This is a genomic window from Bradyrhizobium lupini (assembly GCF_040939785.1).
Taxonomy (GTDB): Bacteria; Pseudomonadota; Alphaproteobacteria; order Rhizobiales; family Xanthobacteraceae; genus Bradyrhizobium; species Bradyrhizobium canariense_D.
Window position 1 is genome coordinate 4,618,159 of the sequence record NZ_CP162553.1, and the last position, 15,182, is coordinate 4,633,340.

Below are 15,182 nucleotides of genomic sequence, written 5' to 3' on the forward strand. Positions count from 1 at the left end.
GCGTTTTCGCAACCTGGAAGCGGCCGACGTGATTTACGCGGCTACCGAGTTCTCGATCACCTGTGCGCCTTGCGCACCGGTGTTGATCGCGATCTGGCGGGGCTTCTTCGCTTCGGGAATCTCACGGACGAGGTCGACGTGAAGCAGCCCGTTCTCGAGCGAGGCGTTCTTCACCTGCACGAAGTCGGCAAGCTGGAAGGCGCGCTCGAAGGCACGCGCGGCGATGCCACGGTACAGCACTTCGGCCTTCGAGTTCTCGTTGGCGACTTTCTCGCCCTTAATCGTCAACGTGTTTTCCTTCGCGACGATGGAGAGCTCATCCTTGGCAAAGCCCGAAACCGCAACGGTGATGCGGTAGTCGTTCTCACCGGTACGCTCGATATTGTAGGGGGATAACCGGGGCTGCCGTCCGAACCGGCCTGGTCGAGCAGGTTGAAGAGACGGTCGAAGCCGACGGTGGAACGGTAGAAGGGGGTCAGGTCGTAGGTACGCATGGTCAAGTCCTCCATTGAGCGACTGTTGAGTAACCCGCCCGCCAATCGGGCCGGGCTTTCGTCTGTGTGCAGCCTGATGTTCCGGTTCCGAAACACTGGTAGCGGCCTGCACCAAGGTGATATGGGTTCAGGGGAACGGCGTTCAAGAGGGCGGATACTCAGCCTTTTCGGCGCTCCCGCCCCTGATTTGCAGCTCTTCGTGCCCAAGCCCTCCCCATCATGACGCTGGTCTCGATACCGTCCAATCCCGTTCCCGAAGACGTCGTCAGCGGCACCATCAAGACCCCTGATGGCGTCGAGCTGCGCTTTGCGCGCTGGGCACCGCCGGCGAACCGCAAGGGCACGGTCTGCGTCTTCACCGGACGCAGCGAGCAGATCGAGAAGTATTTCGAGACCGTGCGCGACCTGCGCGACCGCGGTTTTGCGGTGGCGATGATCGACTGGCGCGGGCAGGGCCACTCCTCGCGCCGCCTGCGCGATCCGCGCAAGGGCTATGTCCGCGACTTCGCTGATTTCGAGATCGACGTCGAGACCTTCGTGCAGCAGGTGGTGCTGCCGGATTGCCCGCCGCCCTTCTTCGCGCTCGCCCACTCCATGGGCGGCACCGTGATGCTGCGGGTGGCGCATGCGGGCAAGCGCTGGTTCGACCGCATGGTGCTGTCTGCGCCGATGATCGACCTCCCCGGCCGCGCCACCTCGTTTCCGGCGCGGGCTCTGCTGAAGACGATGCGCGTGCTGGGGATGGGCGGCCGTTATGTCCCCGGCGGCAGCGACCAGATCACCGGGCTCAATCCCTTCATCAACAATCCGCTGACCAGCGACCCCGTGCGCTATGCGCGCAATGCCGCAATCCTGGAGGAGGATCCGACCCTCGGGCTCGCGTCACCAACGGTCGCCTGGGCCGATACCGCCTTCCGCGCGATGAACACCTTCAAGGGCAAAAACTACCCGTCCGAGATCCGTCAGCCGATCCTGATGCTGGCGGCCTCCAGCGACACCGTGGTCTCGATCGCGGCGATCGAGGAGTTCGCCTATCATTTGCGCGCAGGCTCCCATCTCGTGATCGCCGGTGCCAAGCACGAGATTCTCCAGGAGCAGGACCGCTACCGTTCCCAATTCTGGGCAGCCTTCGACGCCTTCGTGCCAGGCACGCCGCTGTTCAAGTGAGGGGAGGCGATGCTGCCCTGCGACCACACGCCGGCATGCCGGGACAAGCCCGGCCATGACGAGGAAGTAGCATCACCCACTACAGCGTCTTCAGATACTCGATCAGATCGTAGCGCTCGTTGTCGTCCTTGAACACGCGGCCGATGACACCGGGACGTTTTTCCTCGCCCGGCTTGCGCTCGAAGGAATGGCCGAGCACGCTGTTGCCCTGGATCGGATCCTTGTCCGACCCGGCCGAGAACTCGGTTTCACCCGTCTTGCACTTCTCGTTGGCGGTGACCGCAAAGCCGACGGTCACGGGATCATAGTCGCGGCGGCCCATGCAGAATTTTTGCGGGCGCTCGCTTGCAGGCTTCAGCAACCAGTAGAGAGAGGGCACCGAACCGTTGTGCAGATAGGGTGCCGTGGCCCAGACGCCGTTCAGCGGCCGTGCCCGATAGCGTGCTCCCCCACCGGATTGAGGCAGTTCTTGCGCGCGAGATTCCACAATTTCGACCGCTCGGCGTCCGGAGTCTTCTCGTCGTCCATCCATTTGCGGGCGACGAGATCCACCACCGTCATCAACCCGAGCGCATAAACCATCTCGGTCGGCGAGCTTGCGGTCGAGACGTCGCATTGCCACCATTTCTGGAGGTCGGCCGTATTCACCTTCAGGAAGCCGGGCAGATCGACGATCCTGTTGCTGAGCACGAGCGACTGTTCGGGATCCGTCTTGATCTCGTCGAGGGGGATCGTCACCGCGTTCAGCACCTTGCTGTCGCCGCTCGGCTCCCAATGTCCCGACGACCAGAAAGCCGGGGTGTCGATCGCCGGCAGATGGCATCCGGAGCACATCTCGGCGTAGATCTTGCGGCCATTGTCGACCTTCTTTTGATCGAGCCTCCAATTGTCGCCAAGGATCTGCGAGGGCCATTTCGGCGCCAGCAGGCCGCCGAACTTCGGGCCGGTGGAGGGATCTGCCGTCTTGAACGGGTCTGGCCCCCTGAGCATGTCCTCGATCCAGCCGAGCGTGTTGATATGAACCGAGGAGCGCCACAGCCTGTCCTCCGGGTAGGCGTCGGACAGGTTGAGCAGCGCCGTCACGCCGAGGGCTTCGCCGGCGTTGCGGATCAGCGGCTGCTCGATCGAGGCGTCGTACTGGGCGAACTTGAACCAGGGCACGGTCCAGATCGGGGGATAGCTGACCGGCGCGTCCTGGGCGTGCAGGTTCTTCTCGAATCCCTTGATCCCGCTCAGCGCGAGATCCTGCGAAAAAACTTGATTGCCGATGCGATTGAGAGCGTCGAGGCGACCGAACCCTTCCTCGGTGTCCTGCTGCTGCCTGCCGTTCCAGGTCTTCTTGCCTTCAATCGTCTTTTGCTGGGTTTGCGCCCAGTCGATCAGGAAGTTGCCGATCGCGCTGAGCTTCTGCTTGAGCGCGGCGCGGTCAGCCTTGCTGGCATCGGGGCCGAGCACGCGATCGGCGAAGCGCTGGAAGCGGAACGGCACGTAAAGCGTGTAGGCGATCGACAGGCCGGTGGAGACCTCGAGCTTCTTCAGGTCGGTCATGGCCGGGCCGCCGTCGAAACGCACGTCCACGCCCTGGTAGTGGATCTGGCCGGTATGGCAGGCCGCGCAGGTCAGCCCGATCTTGTCCTCTTCGCGACGGCCGGTCGCGGGATCGACGACACCGGTCATCCGTGCGAAGCCGACCGGCAGGCCGTCGACGTTCTCCGCCGGCGTCCACCTGGTCGACCAGTCCGGCACCTGTGTCGTCTCGTAGACATTGGCATAGCCGAAGCGGCGCAGTGACGTCGCGTCAGTCTGGATCGACTGCGGGCTCGGGATGAACCCGAAGCGCTCGAGATAGGTGCCGTCCGTCATCATGCCCGGCGCCGAGAACAGATGCAGGCGCGGCTGCTCCAGGGCCATGAACCATTCATAGGGCACCGGGAAGGTCGCTGTGCCCTGGCTGGCATGGTGAAACCAGTGCCTGTCCTTCAGCGACCAATTCTGTTCGAGCCAAAAGGCCGCCTTTGTCTCCGGGACCGTGGGCAAGGGTGGCGGCAGGAGATTCACGAGAATTCCCTTTTGCGGCAGCATGGCGCGCACCTGGTCGGGAAATTCGGCGACCGCAACGAGCAAGGCGAGACCGAGGGCGAGCAGCAGGGCCGCAACCTTGAGGGCGCCCCGCACCACACGCTGGCAGGTGGACAGCACCGGCTGCGATACCAGCCGCTGGTTGATGCGAGCAGGGAATTGCCGCTCGTTGAACAGAGTGCGCACGTCGGCCACGCTGAGATAGCGGTCCTCACCCGCGCCCTTGCCCATGATCTTCAGGAGGATCGGCCACTCGAACTTCATCAGCAGGGGTAGTACCAGCGCGCGGCGCTGCCGGCGCGCTTGAGGTTGTCGCGCATGAAGACGCCGATTTCCGAGGCGTTGAGACCGGGCTCAGAGCCGCCGCCGTTCGGATCCCGGTAGTCCCGGCCGAAGCTCGCAAACCGCGCAAGCTCGTCCTCATCGACCTTGCCGTCGACGCCGAGGACGCGCGAGCCGGCACCGCGCTTGTCGAGAGGGCCGCCACGCAACGCGTCGAGCTGTGCGCCCGAAAATATGCTCTTCAGGATGTGACCGAGCCCGTTGGCGATAAGCGCAACGCCGCGGACCTGGATGCGGGCCGAGACCTTCTTCAGCCCGGTCTCGCCGCTCGCATTCGCGATCGTTTGCGACAGCGTGCCGAGCGGAACGGTTCTGCCGTCAACAAACCCCTCGCCGACGAGGCCGCGGAGGAATGGACAGGGATTGTTCGGGGAGACCTGGATCGAAGGGTCTAAGGAGGGCTTCGGAGCGGAGTCATGCATGGCCCAAATCCTGAAAACGGCGAATCGTGAAATACAGACGCGGCGATAGAGCGCGGAAAGTCCTGACAAACAGACAACACGTTATACTACTTCAGCGTGTAGTCGAGTGTGGCTGAATTCACTGTCGTGTCAATAAAAGCGGAGGGGACATTGCCGCGTGGCCGCGGCTGGCTCTCAGGATTCGGCGACGCGTTTGACGTCGCTCGAAACCAGGGTCAGTTTGCCGAGCGGCACGCCCGCATTCAAGAGTCCGGCGCGGTAATGGGCGAGGTCCTCGGGCCGCTTCCAGTGGAAATTGCGCAAATGGCGGTCGACATTGAGAGTCGGGTAGTTAGCCATGAGCACGCGGGTCGCCTCGACCGCCTCGTCGCCGCGCCCCAATTGCGCCAGCGCCGCGGCGCGGATTGCCAGCGCCTGCAAATGGTTCGGGTTGATGTAGAGCTGTTCTCGAGCCCATGACAGGGTCGCGTCATATTGGCCCAGCAGATAATGGCTGAAGGCGTTCAGTGCGGCCCATTGGTAGCGCGGATCGCTGTTGTCGCGCTGTGCGGCCATCGAGAACAGCTCGATCGCCTCGCGGTGCTCGCCGATGACGAAATGGCAGATGCCGAGCACGCCGCGCGCGCCGTTGTCGTAGGGGTTGAGCGCGACGGCGCGCTTGGCCGCGTCCATCGCGGCCTCGTAATGCCCCTCCAGCGCGTGGGTCCAGGACAGGATCGAGAACGCAAATGACGAGCGCGGATCGAGCCGAACGCTGGTTTCGGCAAGCTTCATCGCCTCGGCCCACATCTCGCGCGTGCCCTTGACCCAGCCGAACTGGATGCTCTGGATCTGAATCGTGGCGAGATAGGCGTGCGCAATCGACAGCTTGGGCTCGAGCCTGATGGCCTCCCGGAACAGGTCGACGGCGATGGCCAGGTCTTCCTTGGTTTGCCGATAATAGTGCGACAGTCCTTTGAGGAAGCGGTCCCAGGCGGTGACGTCGGTCGAGAGCCGCGCCGGCGCCGAGGCTTCGGCCCGGACGATCTCGGTGGCGATGGCGGCGGACAGGTTGGTGGTGATCTCGTCCTGCATCGCGAAGAGATCGCCGATGTCGCGGTCGTAGCGGCCAGTCCAGAGCTGCTCGCCGGTCTCCGGCGCGATCAGCTCTGCGGTCACGCGGATCTTGGCTCCAGCACGCCGCACCGAACCCTGGATCAGATAGGTGGCGTCGATCTCCCGCGCGATCAGGCGGGTGCTGGCGTTGTTGCCCTTGAACACGAACGTCGAGTTGCGGCTCAGCACGCGATAGAAGGATTGCAGCGACAGCGCGTGGATCAGATCCTCGGTCAGGCCGTCGGAGAAATACTCGTCCTGTGCGTCGCTGAGATTGGCGAAAGGGAGCACGCCGACGATCGCGGTGCGATACTGCTGCGAGAGGGCGGATGCCTCCCTCAGCGCGGGCGCAAGCGCCGGTGCACCTTCAGGCGTCCAGGTCCAGACCCCGATCGGATCCTTGATGTTCTTGAAGCGGTGGTTGCCGGCATCGACCAGCGGCACGGTGAGATGCTTGCTGGCCTCCTTGTAGGCCTTGGCCGAGATGGCGAAGCCGCCGGGGCTCGCCACGGCTTCGAGGCGAACGGCAATGTTGACATCGTCACCGAAGACCTCGTCCTCGTCGGCGATGACGTCACCCATATGGATCCCGAGGCGGAACTGCATGGCGCGATCGGCGGGCAGATGGTGATTGCGCTCCGCCATCAGGGTCTGCATCGCGATCGCGGCCTCGGTGGCGCCGACGATCGAGGGGAATTCCAGCAGGAAGCCGTCGCCGGTGTTTTTGACGACGCGGCCGCCGTGATTGAGGATGATGGGATGGATCGCGCTGCGATGGGCCTTGAAGGCGGCATGGGTGCCGGCCTCATCGGTGCCCATCATGCGCGAATAGCCGGCGACATCGGCGCAGACAATGGCAGCCAGACGTCTTTCCATATTCCGGAGCTCCAAGAGACTTGCAAGAGACTTGGAAGAGATCGAGGACCGGCCACGGCGTGGCAGTCGCCTCGAATCCCGCATTCAAAGAACCCGTTCCTTATAGAGCAGATGAGGCCGAGCGAAAGTATGATCCGCATTGCAAATTCGAGGTAAATCCTCGGCAATCCGGCAGTGGACGGGGACGAGCGAACGCACTAAGCCGACCTCTTGGGCTACGGTTGGGCGGCGGAGGCACGTCACACATGCTGGGCATTCACGAAATCTGGCTCTTCGTCCTGTCGGGCGTGCTGCTCAACATCACGCCGGGGCCTGATACGGTCTATGTGATCGGCCGCAGCATGCAGCTGGGCTGGCGAGGTGGCGCCGCGGCCGCGCTGGGCATCAGTTGCGGCTGCTTTTTCCATGTCGCGGGCGCGGCAATCGGCCTTTCGGCCCTGCTGATGGCCTCATCGACCGCGTTCTCGATCCTGAAGCTGGTCGGAGCGGCCTATCTCGTCGTGACCGGGCTTCAGATGCTGTGGTCGCGCCCGGTACTGGCCTCGGTCATCGACGCGCCTGTGCAAAGCTCGCTGCGGCGGGTTTTCCTCCAGGGCGTCTTCACCAACGCGCTCAATCCCAAGGTCGCGCTGTTCTTCCTTGCCTTCCTGCCGCAATTCGTCGCAGCGGACTCGGCGCACAAGCCGCTCGCCTTCCTGATGCTGGGCCTGATCTTCATCTGCACGGGAACGCTGTGGTGCCTGGTGCTGGCGGCGTTCGCGGCAAGGGCCGCCCACCGCTTGCGGAGCTCCGAAGGCGCGGTCGCCTGGGTCAACCGTGCCCTCGGCGGCCTCTTCATCTATCTCGGCATCCGCGTCGCCATGCTGGAGACGCGGTAACGTCCTTTACGCGAATTCCTTCAGCAGCGCGCTGCCGGCGAGATAGAGGCCGAGCAGGATCATCGCGATCAGGAACCAGCGGCGAAACGCTTCCGCCGGCATCCGCGCCCGCACCGTTTGGCCGATATACATGCCGGCAAACGCGCAGGCCATGCCCACGGCGCCCGGCACCGCGTTGGCCGGCGTCAGCAATCCCCCGCGGTGAGATTGAAGGCGAGCGCCAGTGTCGCTGTCGTGAAAAACACGCCGAGCGCCTGCACCAGCTCGTCCTTCTCCATGCCGATCGCCTGCATGAACGGCATCGAGGGGATCACCTGCACGCCGGTCGAGGCCGAGATCACGCCGGTGACCACGCCGACCACGCCGCCGACCCATTTCTCGTTCTTTGGCGCAACATGAAACTGGAATTTGTTCAGCCCGATGATCGCGTAGATGACCAGGAGCACGCCGAGCACGATCGTGCCGTAGCGCGCATGCGGGCCGGTGAGCGCGCCGGCATTGAGCCAGCACCCGATCACGGTGCCGATCATCAGCGGCCACAGCCGCCTCAGGATATCGCGCAAATGGGGGCCGACGAAGGTCTGCCAGATGTTGGTGACGATGGCGGGGACGATCACGATGGCGATCGCGCGGCTCGGCGCCATGCTCACCGCGAGCAGGCCCATGGAGACCGTCGGCAGGCCGAGCCCGACCACGCCCTTGACGAATCCGGCGATCAGGAAAACGGCGGCGATGAGAATGAGGAGCGGGTCGATCATATCTGCACATTGACCGATGCAGCGCGCCGGCACAATCTGTAGCTTACGGAGAAAGCCTTCGTTTGGAACGAAGGCTGAAGGGACCCCGATGCGCTTCGACCTCGTCGACCTCCAGCTGTTCATCGCGGTCGCCGACCAGCGCAGCATCACCCGCGGCGCGGAGCGGTCGCATCTGGCGCTGGCCTCAGCCAGCGCGCGCATCAAGGGGCTGGAGGATGCGCTCGGCGTCGCGCTGCTCAAGCGCGGGCGCCGCGGCGTTGAGTTGACCTCGGCCGGCGAGAGCCTGCTCGATCACGCCCGTCTCGTCATTCACCAGATCGACGCCATGCGCGGCGATCTCGCCGGCTTTGCCAGCGGCGTGCGCGCCAGCGTGCACTTCCTCGCCAATACCTCGGGGCTTTCGGAGCATCTGCCGAAGGCGCTCGCCGGCTTCCTGCGCGAGCATCGCGACGTTGCCATCGACATCGAGGAGCGCGAGAGCACCGACATCGCGGCCGCGATCACTGCGGGCGCGGCCGATCTCGGCTTCGCCGCCGAGCACGCGCTGCCCGATCATATCGAGCGATTCGCCTTCAGCGAGGATCGCCTGACGCTGGTGACGTCTAGGCGCGGCCCGTTCGCCGGCCGCCGCGCGATCGATTTCCAGGAGGCGGGCGCTTGCGACTTCGTCGGGCTCACCAGCGCCACCGCGCTTCAGGTGCATATTTCAAAGCACGCCGCCCGGCTCGGCATGCGGCCGCATTACCGCGCACGCTTGCGCGACTTCGATGCGATCTGCCAGATGGTCGCCGCCGATGTCGGCGTCGCGCTGGTGCCCGAAGCCGCGGCCCGCCGCTGCGCAAAACTGATGCCGCTCGCCATGGTCCGCCTGCGCGATAGCTGGGCCAACCGCAAACTCGTGATCTGCGCGCGAAGCTTCAAGACACTACCGCGCCCGGCGAAGATGCTGGTGGAGCATTTGCGGGCTGCGGCCGTGTGAGTTCTGCGCTACTTCGCGGTCTCCACGCCAGCGTCCTTGATCACCTTCGCCCACTTCTTGGTCTCGTCCGCGATGAAGCTGCGAAAGTGCTCCGGCTCATCGCCGACCAGCGTCGCGCCCTGGGCAGCGAGCTTTTCCTTCACCGCCGGATCCGCCATCGCCTTCGTGGCCAGGGCATGTAGCGCGGTGACGATCTCCTTCGGCGTGCCCTTCGGCGCGACCATGCCGTACCAGTTCTCGATGCGCAGATCCGCAAAGCCCGCTTCCGCGGTGGTCGGCACGTCAGGCGCCGTCGGCGAACGCTCGGCGGAGCCGACCGCGATCGGTCGCAGGGCGCCCGCCTTGACCTGCGGCAGCAGCACGGGGAGGTCCAGGAACGTCATCTGCACCTGCTGGCCCAGCAGATCGTTCACGGCGGGCGCCGCGCCGCGATAGGGCACGTGCACGATGTCGATCTTGGCCGTCAGCTTGAACAATTCACCGGCAAGATGCGGCAGGCTGCCGGGTCCGGAGGAGGCGAAGTTGAGTTTTCCCGGCTGCGCCTTGGCGAGCGCGATCAATTCCGCGATGTCCTTTGCGGGGACGTTGGTGGCGACCACCAACATTTCCGGCACGGTTGCGACCAACGTCACGGGCGTGAGGTCGTTGAGCGTATCGTAGGCGACCCTTTCCATGCTCGGGCTGATCGCCAGCGCGCCGGCGCTGGAGATCGCGATGGTGTAGCCATCAGGTGCAGCCTTGGAGACAGCATCGGTGCCGAGCACGCCACCCTGGCCGCCGCGATTGTCGATCAGCACCGGCTGCCCTGACAGTTGCGACATGCGCTGGCCGATCACCCGCGCGATGATATCGTTGGGGCCGCCGGCCGGAAACGGCACGATCAGCTTGATCGGCTTGGCCGGGAAATTCTGGGCGGAGGCGAGCGTCGGAAAAAGAAGCAAGGCCGCGAGAAGGAGCGTACGCCGGTTGGTCATGCAGGCTCCTAGATCGCCTAGCCGTTGAGCAGTTTCAGTGCTTCTTCGTGAACCCTGGCGTCGCCGGCCGCGACGATGCGGCCGCCGCCCTGGGCCGGCTTGCCTTCCCAGGTGGTGACGACGCCGCCGGCACCGGTCACGATCGGGATCAGGGCTGCGATGTCGTAAGGCTTCAGCTCGGTCTCGACCACGAGATCGACGTGACCTGCCGCCAGCATGCAATAGGAGTAGCAGTCGCCGCCATAGCGCGACAGCCGCGCGCCCGTTTCGATGCGGCCGAAGATGGCGCGGTCGCGCTCGCTCATCAGCAGCGGGCTGGTGGTGTAGGTCGTCGCCTCCGACAGCAAGGCGCAGCGCCGGACCTGGAGCCGGCGCTCGCCGGACGGGCCTTTATAATGAGCCGAGCCGCTGTCGCCGGAAAAGCGTTCGCCGATGAAGGGCTGGTGCATCATGCCGTAGACCGGCGTGCCCTTGTGCAGGAGCGCGATCAGCGTGCCCCAGATCGGAAAGCCGCCGATGAAGGATTTGGTGCCGTCGATGGGGTCGAGCACCCAGACATAATCCGAATCCTCGCGCTCGTTGCCGAATTCCTCGCCGACGATGCCGTGCTGGGGAAAGTTGGCCTTGATCAGACGCCGCATCACCGCCTCCGCGGCGCGATCGGCCTCGGTCACGGGGTCGAAATCCTTGGTCTTGCTCTTGTCCTCGATCGACAGCGAGGTGCGGAAGAACGGTAGGATGGTTTCGCCGGAGGCGGTGGCGAGCCGTCCGATGAAGGCGGAGAAATCGATCACCGTCACGGCGTATCCTCAAAAAAGCGAAAGTCGGGTGAAGCTCACTCCTGCCTAGCTCAAATCGGAAGAATCGTGCAGCGCTGTCTTGCTTTTGCACCCTGGTATTTTGGATGCCGGATGCGTCCCTCCTTCAAAGAACTTGGCTGGCCAAAAATCGATCATTGAGTTGAAACCTTAGTTCCGGATCTGCCTCGTTCGTATGCAAATGACTATCAACCCATTGAATTTCCTTATCAAAGGAACTGAATCTGGGTTTCTCTAGAAGCAACCGAGCTATGTCCTCATTGCATGGGAAACCGGTCGAAAGCCCTTGCACTTTGTGCGTCGCGGCCGCATATTGTTGCGGTGCGGTAGCGCTTCTCGCGTTACTGCTGCCCTCCTTGGGCGTTTCCTCCCTAGACTTGGGCCGCTTCTTCATTAGAAGCGGCCCTTTTTTCTTTCAGCCTCTGCTTTCTCTCGGCATCGGCTTTCATTTCGATGCTCGCCGCGAAACGCATTCGCGCTGATCGCACCCAACACAATTGTTCGAAGAAAACGTCGCGCCTATTCAGCCGCGGCCTGGAACGGGCCGAGATCGCCGAACGGGACCGTGGTCGCCAGCACGTCTGCGAGCACGCCGAAGTCCGACGCCACTTGTGCAAAGCGCGGACTGCGCTCGCGCCGCCGCTCGTCCATGTAGATTGCGCGGTTGAGCTCGAGCTGCACGGCATGCAGGCCACTGGCCGGGTTACCGTAATGCTCGGTGATGAAGCCGCCGGCGTAGGGCTTGTTGCGGCCGATCGAATAGCCGAGGCCGGCCATGGTCTCCTCGACCCGGTCGGGCAATAGCGGCGTGCAGCTCGTGCCGTAGCGGTCGCCGATGACGATGTCGGGCCGGCGCGGCTCGTCGCGGGAGACGCCGACCGAGGGCATCGAATGGCAGTCGACCAGCACGACGGTGCCGAACATCTGGTGCACCTTGTTGATCAGCCGGCGCAGCGCGCGATGATACGGCTTGTACAGCGTCTCGATCCGCCCCAGCGCGTCGTCGACCAGGATGCGCTCGCGATAGATCTCCTGGCCGTCGCCGACCACGCGCGGAATGGTGCCAAGTCCGCCGGCAACCCGCATCGAGCGGGTGTTGGCAAAGCTCGGCAGGCGCCCGGTGAACATCCGGGGATCGAGCTCATAGGGCTCGCGGTTGACGTCGACATAGGAGCGCGGAAAGTTGACCCGCACGGTCGGAAAGCCGCGCTCGCTGAGATGGCCGATCAGCTCGTCCATGAAGGAATCTTCGGAACGCCGCAGCGTCGGCAGGTCGATCCTGGAGGCGCTGAGGAATTCGTCCGGATAGGTCGAGCCGGAATGGGGCGAGTTGAAGATAACCGGCGCGCGCCATTGCGCGGGCTCAACGATCTCGAAGGCTGGCGACTTGTCGCCGTCAAACCGGGTCATCTTCTCAGGCTTCGTCCCTTGGTGTCAGGCTTCGCCCTTGGCAATCAGGCTCCGCCTCTCGGTATCAGGCTTCGCCCTTGGCGCATTGATTCGGCCGATCGGGCGGCTCTTATGTGTCGTCATTGTCCGGAATCGCAACCATCCTGCCAAGCGAAAAGATGAGATCTGCGCTGGAACATGTCTTAACCCTGCGGGCAGCGAGGTGGGGACCGGCAGGTACGGCTCGATTGCTTCGTGCCGTATTCCGGTTCACAAGAGTCCGGCAGCGCGAGCTGCGGAGGGTAAAGATTTTCACCCCAAATTTACCCTCCGTCGGGCTTAGTGACCTCCGCTGATATCCTCTGGGGATCTGACATTTCCGCCATGCCAAAGATCCTGCTCGCCGAAGACGACAACGACATGCGCCGTTTCCTGGTCAAGGCGCTGGAAAACGCCGGTTTTCAGGTCTCGTCCCACGATAACGGCATGGCCGCCTATCAGCGGCTGCGGGAAGAGCCGTTCGAGATGCTGCTCACCGACATCGTGATGCCGGAGATGGACGGCATCGAGCTCGCCCGCCGGGCCTCGGAACTCGACCCCGACATCAAGATCATGTTCATCACGGGCTTCGCCGCGGTCGCCCTGAACTCCGATTCGGATGCGCCCAAGAACGCCAAGGTGCTGTCCAAGCCCGTGCATTTGAGAGAATTGGTCAGCGAAGTGAACAAGATGCTGGCGGCCTAAATCGGGCCCCTTCCGTCCTTGCACCGGCTCCCGTGAGCCGTTATAGGGACCCGACCCGATCTAGACGACATCTAGGGCGCGTAGCTCAGCGGGAGAGCACTACCTTGACATGGTAGGGGTCACAGGTTCGATCCCTGTCGCGCCCACCATCCTTCGCTCGCGATAGCCGAGTGAAGGATGCCACGCCGAAGCCCAACGGGCGCAGGCGGGCTGCCGCCGCGAGCTTCGGCTCGGAAGCCACCAATCTCATTTTGGCGAAGCGTGTCCGGCGTAGCTCGAAGAGCGGACACGGACTGGAGCGGCAGCCTCCTGCGCCGACACACAGCCACTAAATCCCCTATTTCAGTTCCGTATTCGCGACCGGAAGGATGGAGGCGACGTGCCAGCCGTCCGCATCCTGAACGTAGGTCTGGCTGATCAGAAACGTATTTTGTTGTGGCGGCTTGCCCGGAAGGCCGCGCGTAAAGACGATCGGCACGAGGATCTGCATGATCTCGTTCGAGATCACGGCAACGCGGAATTTCGACATGTCGGGTTCGAGGTGCCAGGTGCCCTCGTAATAGGTCTTGAAGCGTTCGGCGACCTCATCGCGACCGCGCGTCTCGATGTTTCTGGCAAACAACAGCGTTCCGGGTGAATTCAGGAGCATGGCCTTCATGGCGTCCGCATCATGCGCATTCTGCGCCGCGATGAATTTCTCGAAGATGGTTCGTGCTTCGGCATCATTTGCGGCAGCCTGCGCGCCTCCGGCCGGCCAGAACGTTGCGGCGAGAAACAGCGCTGCGGCAAACGCCGCAACTTGAGGGCGCCGTGAAAACACTCGTGGCGTGAAATTGCCTGAAGGCATTTTGGGTCGGATCATGGTCACCTCTGGTCATTTGCCGGCGGAATTTGAATGGTGAGCGTCATACCATTGTGGCCAGGTCGATGTTTTCAGGATTGCACGATCGGCGATGACCCCGACATCACGGAAACGTAGACTTCCGGATGCCACGGGACCAGGCAAGCAAACCCTCGCCGCGAGCAGCGAGTTGAGTTATCGTCTTGTGGTGTGAAGTAACCCGGATGAAGGTTGCCCATGAGCGTGTCCGTCATCGAGCAGGCAAAGATCCAGGCGCAGGTGCTGGTGCCCCTGGTTAAGGCGTTGCAGGCCGAACTCGGCGAGGCGCGCGCCAATGCATTGGTGCGCAAGGCGCTTGGCGACCTCTATCGCGGCTTCGGCGAGGAATTCTGGAAGGCAAAGAACAGCACGAACAACGAAGCCGATCTCGGCAAGGCCGTCGCGTCGGCGTTCAAGACCTATGCCCGAGACGACGCGCTCGCCTATGACATCATCGAGCAGACCCAGGACGCCTTTGCGTTCGACGTGACGCGATGCGCCTATGCCGAGTTCTACAAGGCGCTGGGCGAGCCGGAGCTCGGTTTCCTGCTGGTCTGCACCGCCGACTTCGCGACCGCTGATGGATTTGGCGCCGACGTCAGGCTCACGCGCACGCAAACCATCATGCAAGGCGCGTCCCATTGCGATTTCCGCTACTGGCGCGACGAGCGCGGATCAAAATGAAGGGAATGCGGGTGATGCGGGCGAGCTATGTTGCCCTGATGGTGCTGGCGCTGATGTCGTCGCGCGCCGCTGCTGCGGTCATCGACTGGCAGGCCGAACTGCAGCGCTGCCGCGCATTGCGCGAAAGCGTGGCGCCGCTGCTTCAGGCCGGCGAGGGCATCTCGGCCGTCGGCCGCTCCAACAGATCCATCCGCCGCTGCATCTGGATCCAGCGCATCGCGGTGCGCAGGAAGATTCCCGGCGCGGAGGTTTGGTAGCGTAGCTAGTCATGCAGCGCTGCTGTCTCACACTCCGTCATTGCGAGCGCAACGAAGCAATCCAGACTGTTTCCGCGGAGGGATTCTGGATTGCTTGGCCGCGCTCGCAATGACGATGTGGAAGCAGCAACGTGTTCAGCTCATCGCCTTCACGATGGAGATTCCGATACCGAGCTCCTCGTGGAACTTACGCACCAGCGCGGCCTGCCAGCTCTCGCCGAACTCGATCCTCGCCGCCGATCGCGACGACGCGGATGTGCGAATGAAGGCGCCATGTGGTCATGAGGGATCGTTATCGTGCACCACCTCGGTGCAATGCGCAGCTTGATCCGCGACTCCCCGCCTG

The 15,182-nt window shown here is 63.5% G+C and carries 11 protein-coding genes, 1 tRNA gene and 3 pseudogenes; 7 read left to right on the forward strand and 8 right to left on the reverse strand.

Features of this window, described 5'->3' with window-relative positions; genetic code table 11:
• Positions 1–33: 33 nt before the first annotated feature.
• Positions 34–494: pseudogene (locus AB3L03_RS21835) on the reverse strand (Hsp20 family protein).
• Between the two features lie 219 nt (positions 495–713).
• Here AB3L03_RS21835 and AB3L03_RS21840 point away from each other — a divergent pair.
• Positions 714–1,661, forward strand: a complete 948-nt coding sequence (locus AB3L03_RS21840; protein ID WP_018453339.1) for an alpha/beta fold hydrolase — start codon at positions 714–716, stop codon at positions 1,659–1,661.
• 79 nt (positions 1,662–1,740) lie between these two features.
• Here the strand turns inward: AB3L03_RS21840 and AB3L03_RS21845 are convergent.
• Together AB3L03_RS21845 and AB3L03_RS21850 are read right to left on the reverse strand one after the other, a co-directional pair.
• Positions 1,741–4,504 (reverse strand): annotated as a pseudogene (locus AB3L03_RS21845) (di-heme-cytochrome C peroxidase).
• 174 nt (positions 4,505–4,678) lie between these two features.
• Positions 4,679–6,475, reverse strand: coding sequence for an adenylate/guanylate cyclase domain-containing protein (locus AB3L03_RS21850; protein WP_162496403.1), 1,797 nt, complete (start codon positions 6,473–6,475; stop codon positions 4,679–4,681).
• Between the two features lie 245 nt (positions 6,476–6,720).
• On the opposite strand from AB3L03_RS21850, the gene AB3L03_RS21855 reads away from it, so the two are divergent.
• Positions 6,721–7,353, forward strand: coding sequence for a LysE family translocator (locus tag AB3L03_RS21855; RefSeq protein ID WP_368507022.1), 633 nt, complete (start codon positions 6,721–6,723; stop codon positions 7,351–7,353).
• Positions 7,354–7,359: 6 nt separating this feature from the next.
• On the opposite strand, the pseudogene AB3L03_RS21860 reads toward AB3L03_RS21855, so the two are convergent.
• A pseudogene (locus tag AB3L03_RS21860) lies at positions 7,360–8,111 on the reverse strand (sulfite exporter TauE/SafE family protein).
• An 88-nt stretch (positions 8,112–8,199) separates the two neighbouring features.
• Here AB3L03_RS21860 and AB3L03_RS21865 point away from each other — a divergent pair.
• Complete coding sequence (locus AB3L03_RS21865; protein ID WP_368507023.1) at positions 8,200–9,090, forward strand: LysR substrate-binding domain-containing protein; 891 nt, start codon at positions 8,200–8,202, stop codon at positions 9,088–9,090.
• A gap of 8 nt (positions 9,091–9,098) precedes the next feature.
• On the opposite strand, the gene AB3L03_RS21870 is transcribed toward AB3L03_RS21865, so the two are convergent.
• The 3 genes from AB3L03_RS21870 to AB3L03_RS21880 all read right to left on the reverse strand — a co-directional run bounded on the left by AB3L03_RS21870 (position 9,099) and on the right by AB3L03_RS21880 (position 12,292).
• Positions 9,099–10,064: a Bug family tripartite tricarboxylate transporter substrate binding protein gene (locus AB3L03_RS21870; RefSeq protein ID WP_368507024.1), complete on the reverse strand. Its 966-nt coding sequence runs from the start codon at positions 10,062–10,064 to the stop codon at positions 9,099–9,101.
• Between the two features lie 17 nt (positions 10,065–10,081).
• Positions 10,082–10,864 carry a histidinol-phosphatase gene (hisN, locus tag AB3L03_RS21875; protein ID WP_018453346.1) on the reverse strand — a complete coding sequence of 261 codons (783 nt, stop codon included), beginning with the start codon at positions 10,862–10,864 and terminating at the stop codon, positions 10,082–10,084.
• Positions 10,865–11,401: 537 nt separating this feature from the next.
• Positions 11,402–12,292 carry an N-formylglutamate amidohydrolase gene (locus tag AB3L03_RS21880; protein WP_018453348.1) on the reverse strand — a complete coding sequence of 297 codons (891 nt, stop codon included), beginning with the start codon at positions 12,290–12,292 and terminating at the stop codon, positions 11,402–11,404.
• Positions 12,293–12,655: 363 nt separating this feature from the next.
• Between AB3L03_RS21880 and cpdR the strand changes: the two genes are divergently transcribed.
• On the forward strand, positions 12,656–13,015 hold the full coding sequence (gene cpdR / locus AB3L03_RS21885; protein WP_007597092.1) for a cell cycle two-component system response regulator CpdR: 360 nt from the start codon (positions 12,656–12,658) through the stop codon (positions 13,013–13,015).
• Between the two features lie 74 nt (positions 13,016–13,089).
• A tRNA-Val gene (locus AB3L03_RS21890) sits at positions 13,090–13,164 on the forward strand.
• A gap of 188 nt (positions 13,165–13,352) precedes the next feature.
• Here AB3L03_RS21890 and AB3L03_RS21895 read toward each other — a convergent pair.
• Positions 13,353–13,877 carry a nuclear transport factor 2 family protein gene (locus tag AB3L03_RS21895; RefSeq protein ID WP_204512440.1) on the reverse strand — a complete coding sequence of 175 codons (525 nt, stop codon included), beginning with the start codon at positions 13,875–13,877 and terminating at the stop codon, positions 13,353–13,355.
• A gap of 216 nt (positions 13,878–14,093) precedes the next feature.
• Between AB3L03_RS21895 and AB3L03_RS21900 the strand changes: the two genes are divergently transcribed.
• Both AB3L03_RS21900 and AB3L03_RS21905 read left to right on the forward strand, forming a co-directional pair.
• A complete protein-coding gene (locus AB3L03_RS21900; RefSeq protein ID WP_018453351.1) occupies positions 14,094–14,579 on the forward strand; it encodes an L-2-amino-thiazoline-4-carboxylic acid hydrolase in 486 nt (161 codons plus the stop codon).
• Positions 14,576–14,836, forward strand: coding sequence for a hypothetical protein (locus tag AB3L03_RS21905; protein ID WP_018453352.1), 261 nt, complete (start codon positions 14,576–14,578; stop codon positions 14,834–14,836). Before AB3L03_RS21900 ends, AB3L03_RS21905 begins: the two co-directional genes overlap by 4 nt.
• The last annotated feature ends 346 nt before the right edge of the window (positions 14,837–15,182 follow it).

Excerpts from the sequence above, each read along its gene's own strand:
- AB3L03_RS21850 (WP_162496403.1), bottom strand. The coding sequence starts at position 6,475 with ATGGAAAGACGTCTGGCTGCCATTGTCTGCGCCGATGTCGCCGGCTAT.
- AB3L03_RS21840 (WP_018453339.1), top strand. The coding sequence starts at position 714 with ATGACGCTGGTCTCGATACCGTCCAATCCCGTTCCCGAAGACGTCGTC.
- AB3L03_RS21905 (WP_018453352.1), top strand. The coding sequence starts at position 14,576 with ATGAAGGGAATGCGGGTGATGCGGGCGAGCTATGTTGCCCTGATGGTG.
- AB3L03_RS21895 (WP_204512440.1), bottom strand. The coding sequence starts at position 13,877 with ATGATCCGACCCAAAATGCCTTCAGGCAATTTCACGCCACGAGTGTTT.
- AB3L03_RS21870 (WP_368507024.1), bottom strand. The coding sequence starts at position 10,064 with ATGACCAACCGGCGTACGCTCCTTCTCGCGGCCTTGCTTCTTTTTCCG.
- AB3L03_RS21855 (WP_368507022.1), top strand. The coding sequence starts at position 6,721 with ATGCTGGGCATTCACGAAATCTGGCTCTTCGTCCTGTCGGGCGTGCTG.
- AB3L03_RS21880 (WP_018453348.1), bottom strand. The coding sequence starts at position 12,292 with ATGACCCGGTTTGACGGCGACAAGTCGCCAGCCTTCGAGATCGTTGAG.
- AB3L03_RS21865 (WP_368507023.1), top strand. The coding sequence starts at position 8,200 with ATGCGCTTCGACCTCGTCGACCTCCAGCTGTTCATCGCGGTCGCCGAC.
- AB3L03_RS21900 (WP_018453351.1), top strand. The coding sequence starts at position 14,094 with ATGAGCGTGTCCGTCATCGAGCAGGCAAAGATCCAGGCGCAGGTGCTG.
- cpdR (WP_007597092.1), top strand. The coding sequence starts at position 12,656 with ATGCCAAAGATCCTGCTCGCCGAAGACGACAACGACATGCGCCGTTTC.